The organism is Flavobacterium galactosidilyticum, from assembly GCF_020911945.1.
Classification (GTDB): domain Bacteria; phylum Bacteroidota; class Bacteroidia; order Flavobacteriales; family Flavobacteriaceae; genus Flavobacterium; species Flavobacterium galactosidilyticum.
On sequence record NZ_CP087135.1, the window covers coordinates 148,088 to 160,763 of the forward strand.

7 protein-coding genes are annotated in these 12,676 nt (G+C 34.5%); 1 reads left to right on the top strand and 6 read right to left on the bottom strand.

Annotated features, from left to right (window positions below; all coding sequences use genetic code 11):
- Positions 1-286: 286 nt before the first annotated feature.
- A complete protein-coding gene (locus LNP27_RS00570) occupies positions 287-1,876 on the top strand; it encodes a peptide chain release factor 3 (RefSeq protein WP_229942616.1) in 1,590 nt (529 codons plus the stop codon).
- 90 nt (positions 1,877-1,966) lie between these two features.
- Here LNP27_RS00570 and LNP27_RS00575 read toward each other — a convergent pair whose 3' ends face one another.
- The 6 genes from LNP27_RS00575 to rplJ form a co-directional block, all read right to left on the bottom strand.
- Positions 1,967-2,329, bottom strand: coding sequence for a hypothetical protein (locus tag LNP27_RS00575; protein WP_229942617.1), 363 nt, complete (start codon positions 2,327-2,329; stop codon positions 1,967-1,969).
- A gap of 406 nt (positions 2,330-2,735) precedes the next feature.
- The gene (locus LNP27_RS00580) at positions 2,736-3,047 is read right to left on the bottom strand and encodes a DUF3467 domain-containing protein (protein ID WP_229942618.1); all 312 of its coding nucleotides are present in this window, start codon (positions 3,045-3,047) and stop codon (positions 2,736-2,738) included.
- A gap of 3 nt (positions 3,048-3,050) precedes the next feature.
- Entirely contained in the window at positions 3,051-7,358 is a 4,308-nt protein-coding gene (rpoC, locus tag LNP27_RS00585; RefSeq protein ID WP_229942619.1) for a DNA-directed RNA polymerase subunit beta', read from the bottom strand.
- Positions 7,359-7,614: 256 nt separating this feature from the next.
- Positions 7,615-11,427 (bottom strand): DNA-directed RNA polymerase subunit beta, encoded by a 3,813-nt coding sequence (rpoB, locus tag LNP27_RS00590; RefSeq protein WP_229942621.1) that lies wholly within the window; start codon positions 11,425-11,427, stop codon positions 7,615-7,617.
- Between the two features lie 275 nt (positions 11,428-11,702).
- A complete protein-coding gene (gene rplL / locus LNP27_RS00595) occupies positions 11,703-12,071 on the bottom strand; it encodes a 50S ribosomal protein L7/L12 (protein WP_072993142.1) in 369 nt (122 codons plus the stop codon).
- Positions 12,072-12,160: 89 nt separating this feature from the next.
- Positions 12,161-12,673: a 50S ribosomal protein L10 gene (gene rplJ / locus LNP27_RS00600; RefSeq protein WP_229942622.1), complete on the bottom strand. Its 513-nt coding sequence runs from the start codon at positions 12,671-12,673 to the stop codon at positions 12,161-12,163.
- Between the last annotated feature and the right edge of the window lie 3 nt (positions 12,674-12,676).

Sequence of the window (12,676 nt, forward strand, 5' to 3'; positions counted from 1 at the left end):
CAAAAATAGTAATTCAATACTACAATACAAGTTTCCGTAGTACTATTAACAAAAAATTATATTGCACCTTATTTTTGCTAGTTTGAATATGATTTACTGTAATAGAAAGACAATCTAACTTTAAGTTAAACTAGTAAAACACAACCAATCTCAACCTTTCCATTCGTTTACTAAACTTCTCTAAAAAGCAAAAAAATGAATTTCGTTATTTACATTTTCAATTAAAAGATAGTATTTTTTCAATTGGCATTTTTAAATAGTACTTTTGCACCCTATTTATATAAATATGGGCTTTTTAGAAGAAATACAACGCAGAAGAACTTTCGGGATTATCTCACATCCTGATGCAGGAAAAACAACACTTACTGAAAAACTACTACTTTTTGGTGGTGCTATTCAAGAAGCAGGTGCTGTAAAGAATAATAAAATAAAGAAAGGTGCTACGAGTGACTTTATGGAAATTGAACGCCAAAGAGGTATTTCAGTTTCCACCTCTGTATTAGCCTTCAATTATAAAGACAAAAAAATAAACATTCTAGATACTCCAGGACATAAGGATTTTGCCGAAGATACCTTTAGAACACTAACGGCAGTTGACAGTGTTATTGTTGTAATTGACGTTGCCAAAGGTGTCGAAGAGCAAACAGAAAAATTAGTTGCTGTTTGTAGAATGCGTAAAATTCCGATTATTGTATTCATCAACAAATTAGACAGAGAGGGTAAAGACGCTTTTGACTTAATGGACGAAGTGGAACAAAAATTGGGTTTACGAGTAACACCTTTGAGTTTTCCTATAGGAATGGGTTATGATTTTCAAGGTATTTACAATCTTTGGGAGCAAAATATCAACCTATTTAGTGGCGATAGTAGAAAAAATATTGAAGAAACAATTGCTTTTTCAGATGTACAAAGTCCGGAATTAGAAAAAATTATTGGTCAAAAGCCAGCTGATACACTTAGAGAAGAAATAGGATTAATTGACGAAGTATATCCAAAATTTGATCGTCAAGAATATCTAGACGGAAAGTTACAGCCTGTATTTTTTGGTTCTGCTTTAAATAATTTTGGAGTAAGAGAATTATTAGATTGTTTTATACAAATTGCTCCTTCACCAAGACCAAAAGATTCAGAAACAAGATTGGTTGATCCAAAAGAAGAAAAAATGACAGGTTTTGTTTTTAAAATCCATGCTAATATGGATCCAAAACACAGAGACCGATTGGCTTTTATAAAAATTGTTTCTGGAACCTTTGAAAGAAACAAACCGTATTATCACGTACGCCAGAAGAAAAATTTAAAATTCTCTAGTCCAAATGCTTTTTTTGCTGAAAAGAAAGAAATCGTAGACATCTCTTATCCTGGTGATATTGTAGGTTTACACGATACTGGAAATTTCAAGATTGGGGATACGTTAACCGAAGGGGAAATCATGAGTTTTAAAGGAATTCCAAGCTTTTCACCAGAACATTTCAGATACATTAATAATGCTGATCCAATGAAAGCAAAACAATTGGATAAAGGTGTTGACCAGCTGATGGACGAAGGTGTTGCACAGTTATTCACGTTAGAAATGAACAACAGAAAAATCATTGGAACTGTAGGTGCGCTACAATATGAGGTTATTCAATACCGATTAGAGCATGAATACGGCGCTAAATGTACGTATGAAAACTTCCCCGTTCACAAAGCGTGTTGGGTAAAACCAAACGATTCTAAAAGTGATGAGTTTAAAGAATTCAGACGTATCAAACAGAAATATTTGGCACATGATAAATATGGACAACTAGTATTCCTTGCTGATTCTGATTTTACGATACAGATGACTCAAAACAAATACCCAAATGTTAAGTTATTCTTTACTTCAGAATTCGAATAAAACAGCATTAGTTTAATGCTAAATCTTAGACATAAAAAAAACGCTAATTTCTAAAAATTAGCGTTTTTTTTTATTTTAAAACTAGTTCAATTAGGCAAGCATACTATCTAATTCAACTGCTTTCTTCAAAAAAGCCTTGATCAACAAACGATTTGGCGCTGTTCCCGAAGTAATCACTTGTTTTTTTGTATTGACACCTTCTGTAGAAATAGTGGTTTTTGGATCTTGTTTAGATCCCATAAACCATAAAACAAAGTTCATAGTATTTGATGCAGATGAAAAGGCACTAACATTTTGCACTTTACTCTCAGGAGTTGCTTCAACTGCAGTTTCAATAACTACACTATTTGCAGTTTGAGCTACAACAGCTGTACTTGACAACAATAGAAAAGCAAGCAAGAATAAGCCTTTAAATAAAATATTGTTATTCGCTATGGAAGCAATAGACTTCATACTAATTTAGATTTTTATTAGAGCTGCTAATCGCAATTCTATTTCGAGTGCGAAAGTATATCAATTGCAAGGTTGCAGAAAATAATTCCGATAAATCACCCGAATACTCGATTAAAGGATGAATTTATAATTCTAGTCGAATTACGGATCTCTGAATTGATTATTTTACAAAAGAACACAACTAAAAATACAGTTTAAGTAAATATGAAATTAAATTGTGACTATTAGGATTAGACGCCTATAGTCACTTGAAGAGAAGAATTAATATGACTGTAGAAAGATTGAGCCGGTAAGTATATAAACTAGTAAATCAAATAAAAGGCTGTTTTTACACTATAAAAAGAGAAGCATTTAAAATGCTCTAAAAGCAAAAAGGCTTTCACCGTAGTGAAAGCCTTTTAAAATATTATGCTTGTCCCGCAGGACCAAAATTAAGCGGTATTGGTGCTTGCTCCGTGTCTTTTATTTCGCCATGAGCGACTTCAAATCGATGGATATTTTCACCTATTGCCTTAAATAATCTTTTAGCGTGTTGTGGTGTCAAGACAATTCTTGATTTCACCTTAGCTTTAGGAATACCAGGCATAATACTAACAAAATCTAAAACAAATTCTGAAGAGGAATGATTTATAATAGCTAAATTAGAATAAATTCCTTCAGCCGTTTTTTCATCTAACTCAATATTAATTTGCTCTTGTTGTGGATTAGAATTACTCATATCTTAGTAAATATATTCCTCTTTGTTAGCCATCATATCATTGTAATCATCTTTCGAACCTACTATTGTTTGGTCATATTCTCTCATACCCGTTCCGGCAGGGATTCTATGTCCTACAATAACATTTTCCTTCAATCCTTCTAAGTAATCGATTTTACCTGCAACAGCAGCTTCATTCAATACTTTAGTAGTTTCTTGGAACGATGCAGCAGAAATAAATGATTTCGTTTGAAGAGACGCTCTTGTAATACCTTGCAATACTGGTGTTGCAGTTGCAGTAACAACATCACGAGCTACAACAAGATTTTTATCTGTACGCTTCAATAAAGAGTTTTCATCACGCAACTCGCGAGGCGTAATTATTTGTCCTTCTTTAAGCGCACTAGAATCCCCAGCATCTTCAACCACTTTCATACCGTATAATTTATCATTTTGAACGATAAAATCTTTAGTATGAATTAATTGATCTTCTAAGAATAAAGTATCACCTGGATCCTGAACTCTTACTTTACGCATCATTTGACGTATTACTACTTCAAAGTGTTTGTCATTGATTTTTACCCCTTGTAGACGGTATACTTCTTGAATTTCATTAACCAAATACTGTTGAACAGCTGCTGGTCCTTGAATTCTTAAAATATCATCTGGAGTAATTGCTCCATCAGACAATGGCACACCAGCTCTTACGAAGTCATTTTCTTGAACTAGAATTTGGCTTGATAATTTAACCAAGTATTTTCTAATATCTCCAAATTTAGATTCGATAACAACCTCACGGTTACCTCTTTTGATTTTTCCAAAAGAAACAACACCATCAATCTCAGAAACTACAGCTGGATTAGAAGGATTACGAGCTTCTAATAACTCAGTAATTCTAGGTAAACCTCCTGTAATATCTCCAGATTTAGAAGAACGACGAGGGATTTTTACCAATACTTTACCTGCTTTAATTTTCTCACCGTTATCAACCATCAAGTGGGCTCCAACTGGTAAGTTATAAGAACGAATCAATTCACCATCTTTACCGTAAACCAATAAAGTTGGGATTAATTTATTAGCTCTTGATTCAGAAATTACTTTTTCTTGGAAACCAGTTTGCTCATCAATTTCAACCATGAATGATTGACCTTGCTCTAAATCTTCATAAGCAATTTTACCAGTAAACTCAGAAACGATAACTCCATTATATGGATCCCATTTACAGATTACATCTCCTTTTGCTACAGACTGACCGTCTTTAACAAAAATACTTGAACCGTAAGGGATATTATTAGTACTCAATAAAATACCTGTTTTCTCATCAACTAATTTTAATTCAGTAGAACGAGATACAACAATATCAACTGCATTACCTTCGCTATCTTCACCTTTAACCGTTTTCAAATCTTCGATTTCAAGTCTACCACCGAATTTAACTATAATACTAGATTCTTCAGAAATACCTCCCGCAACCCCTCCAACGTGGAAAGTACGAAGTGTTAACTGTGTTCCTGGTTCTCCAATAGATTGAGCTGCAATTACACCAACTGCTTCTCCTCTTTGTGTCATTTTTCCAGTAGCTAAGTTTCTACCGTAACATTTAGCACAAATACCTTTTGTAGCTTCACAAGTCAATGGAGAACGAACTTCAACTTTCTCAATAGGAGAAGCATCAATCGCTTTCATTATAACTTCTGTGATTTGCTCACCAGAACGAATCAAGATTTCATTAGTTAAAGGATTAACTAAATCTTGTAATACTACACGACCTAATATTCTTTCTCCTAATGACTCAACTATTTCTTCATTTTTCTTCAATGCTGAAACTTCAACACCTCTAAGTGTACCACAATCATCGATATTAACAATAACATCTTGAGATACATCATGCAATCTACGAGTCAAGTAACCAGCATCTGCTGTTTTCAATGCCGTATCCGCAAGTCCTTTACGAGCACCGTGAGTAGAGATAAAGTACTCAAGAATCGAAAGACCTTCCTTAAAGTTAGAAAGAATCGGGTTTTCAATAATTTCACCACCACCAGCAGTCGATTTTTTAGGCTTAGCCATCAAACCACGCATACCAGTTAACTGACGAATTTGCTCTTTAGATCCCCTTGCACCAGAATCAAGCATCATATACACCGAGTTGAAACCTTGTTGGTCTTCTCTAATGTTTTTCATTGCTAATTCTGTCAATTGAGCATTCGCTGAAGTCCATACATCAATAACTTGGTTGTAACGTTCGTTATTTGTAATAAGACCCATGTTATAGTTCATAGAAATACCTTGAACTTGTTCTCTCGCGTCTGCAATTAATTTTGGTTTCTGATCTGGAATTCTAATATCCCCTAATGAGAATGACAAACCACCTTTGAAGGCAAATTTGTAACCCATGTCTTTCATATTATCCAAGAAAGCTGCAGTTGTAGGTACATCAGTAGAACTTAAAACGTGTCCAATAATGTCTCTAAGGTTTTTCTTAGTCAATACATCATTGATATATCCAGCTGCTTCCGGTACTACTTCATTAAATAATACACGTCCAGCAGTTGTTTGAATGATTTGGTACACTAAGTCACCAGCTTCATTAAAGTGTTTTGCTCTAATTTTAACAGAAGCATTCAGTTCTAATCTACCTTCATTTAAAGCAATATTTACTTCTTCAGCAGAGTAGAAAGTGATTCCTTCACCTAAAATTTTCTTTTCAGGAGTTGACAAACGTTCTTTGGTCATATAATATAGACCCAAAACCATATCCTGAGAAGGTACTGTGATTGGCGCTCCATTTGCAGGATTCAGAATATTATGAGAACCCAACATTAAAAGTTGTGCTTCCAAAATAGCTTCTGGTCCTAAAGGCAAGTGAACTGCCATTTGATCCCCATCAAAATCCGCATTAAATGCAGTACAAACTAAAGGGTGCAATTGGATTGCTTTTCCTTCAATTAATTTTGGTTGGAATGCTTGAATACCTAATCTGTGCAAAGTAGGAGCACGGTTTAGCAATATTGGGTGACCTTTAATTACATTTTCAAGGATATCCCAAACTACTGGCTCTTTCTTATCTATTATTTTTTTTGCTGATTTAACCGTTTTTACAATTCCTCTTTCTATCAATTTACGGATAACAAAAGGTTTGTATAATTCTGCTGCCATATCTTTAGGGATACCACATTCAGATAATTTTAATTCAGGTCCAACAACAATTACCGAACGAGCAGAATAATCCACACGTTTTCCAAGTAAGTTTTGACGGAAACGTCCTTGCTTACCTTTTAGGGAATCAGATAACGATTTTAGTGGTCTGTTTGATTCTGTTTTTACTGCAGATGCTTTACGAGTATTATCGAAAAGTGAATCTACAGATTCTTGCAACATACGTTTTTCGTTTCTTAAGATCACTTCTGGAGCTTTAATCTCCATTAATCTTTTCAAACGGTTGTTACGGATGATTACTCGACGATATAAATCATTTAAATCTGAAGTTGCAAAACGACCTCCATCAAGTGGCACAAGCGGACGTAATTCTGGCGGAATAACTGGTACCACTTTCATAATCATCCATTCTGGACGGTTCTCACGGTTCAAGTTAGACTCACGGAAAGATTCAACAACTTGCAATCTTTTTAGTGCTTCAGTTTTACGTTGTTTAGACGTTTCATTATTTGCATTATGTCTCAATTGGTAAGACAATTGATCTAAATCAATTCTAGCCAATAAATCCATAATACACTCTGCTCCCATTTTGGCAACAAATTTATTAGGATCAAAATCATCTAAATATTGGTTGTCAGCAGGAAGAGTGTCAAGAATATTCAAATATTCTTCCTCTGTAAGGAAGTCCAATCTTTGTACTGATTCACCTTCTGCATTTTTAGCAATACCTGCTTGAATTACTACATATCTTTCGTAGTAGATGATCATATCTAATTTCTTAGATGGAAGTCCAAGAATATAACCAATTTTATTAGGAAGAGAACGGAAATACCAGATATGAGCAATTGGCACAACAAGGTTGATGTGTCCTACTCTGTCTCTACGTACTTTTTTCTCAGTAACTTCAACACCACAACGGTCACAGATGATCCCTTTGTAACGAATTCTTTTATATTTACCACAAGCACATTCAAAATCTTTTACTGGACCGAAAATACGCTCACAGAAAAGACCATCACGCTCTGGTTTGTGCGTTCTGTAGTTGATAGTTTCTGGCTTTAAAACCTCTCCTCTTGACTCTTTCAAGATAGATTCTGGCGAAGCTAATCCTATCGAAATTTTATTGAATCTTTTTACAGGATTCTTATCTTTATTATTTCTATTATTGATCATAGTTTTTACTATTGATTTATTTGCAATTAAAAATTGATTTTAGATTTATAATCTACTCTTACTAAAAAGAGTTAATCATTCAGCTACTACCTCGAGTTACTTCTCTAAACTTCAAACTACTTTTGAAGCGCTAGTTATAAAAAAAAGTATTTTCTATAAAAAATCGGAACGGTTTACGGGTATAAATCCTAAAAACTTCTATAAATGCCAAAGTAGAGACGTGATTACTCGCGTCTCTACAGTTGGCAAAATTTATTTATTCTTCTAAACGAATATCAAGTCCAAGACCTTTCAATTCATGCATCAATACGTTGAATGATTCTGGCAATCCTGGCTCTGGCATAGACTCTCCCTTAACGATTGCTTCGTAAGTTTTAGCTCTACCAATTACGTCATCCGATTTAACTGTTAAGATTTCACGTAAAGTACTTGATGCTCCATAAGCTTCAAGTGCCCAAACCTCCATCTCTCCAAAACGTTGACCTCCAAATTGTGCTTTACCTCCAAGTGGTTGTTGCGTAATTAAAGAGTACGGTCCGATTGAACGGGCGTGCATCTTATCATCAACCATGTGACCTAATTTCAACATGTAGATAACTCCAACTGTTGCTGCTTGGTGGAAACGCTCTCCAGTACCACCATCATATAAATGTGTATGTCCAAAACGTGGTATTCCAGCTTCGTCAGTCAATTCATTAATTTGGTCTAGTGAAGCACCATCAAAAATTGGAGTAGCAAATTTTCTACCCAAGTTTTGTCCAGCCCAACCTAATACTGTTTCATAAATTTGACCAATGTTCATACGTGAAGGTACTCCAAGTGGATTCAACACGATATCAACTGGCGTTCCGTCTTCAAGGAAAGGCATATCTTCATGACGAACGATACGAGCAACAATACCTTTGTTACCGTGACGTCCTGCCATTTTATCCCCTACTTTTAACTTACGCTTTTTAGCGATATATACTTTAGCTAACTTCAAAATTCCAGCTGGTAACTCATCACCAACAGTAATTGTGAATTTCTCTCTACGTAAAGCACCTTGTAAATCGTTCAGTTTAATTTTATAGTTATGAATTAAATCATTAACCATTTTATTAGTTGCATCATCAGCAACCCATTGACCTTTACTTAAGTGAGCAAAATCTTCAACAGCATAAAGCATTTTTTGAGTATATTTTTTACCTTTTGGTAAAACTTCTTCACCCAAATCATTCATTACACCTTGAGATGTTTTTCCGTTAACAATCACGAACAATTTCTCTACTAACTTGTCTTTTAATTCAACAAATTTAGTTTCGAATTCCATTTCAAGTGCTCCTAAAGCATCTTTATCTTGCGTACGTTTACGTTTATCTTTAACCGCTCTTGCGAACAATTTTTTGTCTAAAACAACACCATGTAAAGAAGGAGATGCTTTTAACGAAGCATCTTTTACATCACCTGCTTTATCCCCGAAGATTGCACGAAGCAATTTCTCTTCTGGAGTAGGATCTGATTCTCCTTTTGGAGTAATTTTTCCGATAAGAATATCACCAGGTTTAACCTCGGCACCAATTCTAATCATACCATTTTCATCTAAATCTTTAGTAGCTTCTTCAGAAACGTTCGGTATATCGTTCGTTAATTCTTCGTTACCTAATTTAGTATCTCTCACTTCTAACGAATAATCATCAACGTGAATAGAGGTAAAAATATCGTCACGAACCACTTTCTCAGAAATAACGATTGCATCCTCAAAGTTGTATCCTTTCCATGGCATAAACGCCACTTTCAAGTTACGACCTAAAGCCAATTCACCATTTTGAGTAGCATATCCTTCAGATAATACTTGACCAAGAACCACTCTATCCCCTTTTCTTACGATAGGTTTAAGGTTGATACTTGTGCCTTGATTGGTTTTTCTAAACTTAATTAGATTGTATGTTTTCTCATCAGATTCAAAACTAACCATTCTTTCTTCCTCAGTACGATCGTATTTGATAGTGATGATGTTTGCATCTACATACTCTATAACTCCATCTCCTTCAGCATTAATCAATACTCTAGAATCAGAAGCAACTTGACGCTCTAAACCAGTTCCAACAATAGGAGCTTCAGGACGAATTAATGGCACGGCCTGACGCATCATGTTAGATCCCATCAAGGCTCTATTCGCATCATCATGTTCTAAGAAAGGAATTAACGAAGCTGAGATAGAAGCAATTTGATTTGGAGCTACATCCGTATAATCAACTCTTGTAGGTTCGATTACAGGGAAATCACCTTCTTGACGTGCAATAACATCTTCAGCAGTAATTTTTCCAGTAGCGTCCATTTGGATATTTGCCTGAGCAATCATCATTCCTTCTTCTTCTTCTGCGCTTAAGTACACTGGAGTAGAATCTAAATCTACCACTCCATTAGTTACTTTACGGTAAGGTGTTTCAATGAAACCCATACCGTTTACTTTAGCATAAACACCAAGAGATGAAATCAAACCAATGTTTGGTCCCTCTGGAGTTTCAATTGGACATAAACGTCCGTAATGCGTATAGTGAACGTCACGTACCTCAAATCCAGCTCTCTCTCTCGAAAGTCCACCTGGTCCTAGTGCAGATAATCTTCTCTTGTGCGTAATCTCAGCAAGTGGATTCGTTTGATCCATAAACTGTGACAACTGGTTAGTACCAAAGAAAGAGTTGATCACTGATGATAATGTTTTAGCATTAATCAAATCAATTGGTGTAAACACCTCGTTATCTCTAACGTTCATTCTCTCACGAATAGTTCTAGCCATACGCGCCAAACCAACACCGAATTGTTGAGACAATTGTTCTCCAACTGTTCTAACACGACGGTTTGATAAGTGATCAATATCATCAATCTCTGCTTTAGAGTTGATTAATTCAATCAAATATTTCACGATAGTTATGATATCTTCTTTGGTCAAGACTTGCTTTTCCATTGGAGTATCTAAACCTAATTTTTTATTAATTCTATAACGACCAACTTCACCTAAGTTATAACGTTGATCAGAAAAGAATAATTTATCTATGATACCACGAGCAGTTTCTTCATCAGGCGGTTCTGCGTTACGAAGTTGTCTGTAGATATGCTCAACAGCTTCTTTTTCAGAGTTTGTTGGATCTTTTTGCAACGTATTATGAATGATGGCATAATCACCTTGATTAGCATCTTCTTTATGTAACAAAATAGATTTAACGTTAGAATCAATGATTTCTTCCACATTATCTTTGTCGATAATAGTATCTCTATCAAGGATTATTTCGTTACGTTCGATAGAAACAACCTCACCAGTATCTTCATCTACGAAATCCTCATGCCATGTATTCAATACACGTGCAGCTAATTTTCTACCGATATATTTTTTAAGACCTGTTTTAGATACTTTAATTTCCTCAGCAAGGTCAAAAATCTCAAGGATATCCTTATCTCTTTCGAAACCAATAGCACGGAATAAAGTAGTTACAGGTAATTTTTTCTTTCTATCAATATAAGCATACATTACGCTGTTTATATCTGTAGAAAATTCTATCCAAGAACCTTTAAAAGGAATTACTCTGGCAGAATATAATTTAGTTCCATTTGCATGGAATGATTGACCAAAGAAAACACCTGGAGATCTATGTAATTGAGAAACAACTACACGTTCAGCACCATTAATAACAAAAGTACCACTTGGTGTCATATAAGGAATTGTACCAAGATATACATCTTGAACAATCGTTTCAAAATCCTCATGTTCTGGATCTGTACAATATAGTTTCAATCTTGCTTTTAAAGGCACACTATACGTAAGACCTCTTTCTATACACTCTTGAATTGTGTAACGTGGTGGATCTACAAAATAATCAAGGAATTCTAATACAAAGTTATTTCTTGTATCAGTAATTGGGAAGTTTTCCATGAAGGTATTGTAAAGCCCTTCGTCGCCTCTTTCGTCAGATTTTGTTTCTAATTGAAAAAAATCTTTAAACGATTTAACCTGAACATCTAGAAAATCCGGATATTGAGGTATGTTTTTTGTAGAGGCAAAATTTAATCTTTCAGTCTGATTTGTAATCATCAATGGAGAAATTTTGATTAAAAAAAGTAGTTTTTGTGCAAAACACTGTTTAATTTATAAAACAATCTATACTTTTTTTTTATAATCGATACATCTTTAAAAATAAATCAAGAGAGCCTCTATCCTATATTTTCTTTCATCGTATTGATTTAAAAACCTATTTGTATTTATGCTATTTTATAATAAAACCTAAAAATAATTTTATTATACGAAAAATGGTTTAGGCCTTAGACATACATCTAAGACCTAAACCTTATTCTTAAAAGAGAGATAAACTATTTAAGTTCAACCTCAGCTCCTGCTTCTTCTAGAGATTTTTTAAGACCTTCAGCCTCTTCTTTAGTAACACCTTCTTTAACGTTACTTGGAGCGCTATCAACTACATCTTTAGCTTCTTTCAAACCTAAACCTGTAAGTTCTTTTACCAATTTAACAACAGCTAATTTAGAAGCACCTGCTGCTTTTAATACTACTGTAAATTCTGTTTGAACGTCTTCAGCAGCAGCTTCACCACCACCTGAAACTACTACAGCTGCAGCAGCTGGTTCGATTCCGTACTCATCTTTTAATATTGTTGCTAATTCGTTAACTTCTTTTACAGTAAGGTTAACCAATTGTTCTGCGAATTGTTTCAAATCTGCCATTTTTTCTATCGTTTTAAAATGATTTGTAAAAATATAATTTATTTATTGTGCGCTTTTTTAAATTAAATTAGAGTAAAACTCTATTTTAATTATGCTTCTACTTCTTCTGTCGCCTCTTCGCCTTTTGCGAATTGGTTTTGAAGAGCAGAAATAACTCTTTGAGCTGGTGATTGAAGTAATCCAATGATTTCGCCAATAAGCTCTTCTTTAGATTTGATAGTTGCTAATGCATCTAATTGATCATCTCCAATATACACTTCAGCGTTAATATAAGCTCCTTTTAAAATAGGGGTAGCTGATTTCTTTCTGAAGTCTCTAATTATTTTCCCAGGTGCATTTGCAACATCTGAAATAAAGATAGCACTGTTCCCAGTCAATACTGATGGTAAATCACCATACTCATTAGTAGAAGCTTCCATTGCTTTTGCAAGCAAAGTATTCTTAACTACCTCTAATTTTATACCTGCTTTAAAACAAGCTCTTCTCAGGCTTGAAGTAGTCTCTGCATTCATTCCAGAAATATCAGATACATAAATAATATTTGTACCAGCTAACTGTGCAGTTAAATCTTCAATCGCGATTGATTTTTCTTCTCTAGTCATACT

Coding starts and splice junctions, on each gene's coding strand:
- LNP27_RS00570 (WP_229942616.1), top strand. CDS start 287: ATGGGCTTTTTAGAAGAAATACAACGCAGAAGAACTTTCGGGATTATC.
- LNP27_RS00575 (WP_229942617.1), bottom strand. CDS start 2,329: ATGAAGTCTATTGCTTCCATAGCGAATAACAATATTTTATTTAAAGGC.
- LNP27_RS00580 (WP_229942618.1), bottom strand. CDS start 3,047: ATGAGTAATTCTAATCCACAACAAGAGCAAATTAATATTGAGTTAGAT.
- rpoC (WP_229942619.1), bottom strand. CDS start 7,358: ATGATCAATAATAGAAATAATAAAGATAAGAATCCTGTAAAAAGATTC.
- rpoB (WP_229942621.1), bottom strand. CDS start 11,427: ATGATTACAAATCAGACTGAAAGATTAAATTTTGCCTCTACAAAAAAC.
- rplL (WP_072993142.1), bottom strand. CDS start 12,071: ATGGCAGATTTGAAACAATTCGCAGAACAATTGGTTAACCTTACTGTA.
- rplJ (WP_229942622.1), bottom strand. CDS start 12,673: ATGACTAGAGAAGAAAAATCAATCGCGATTGAAGATTTAACTGCACAG.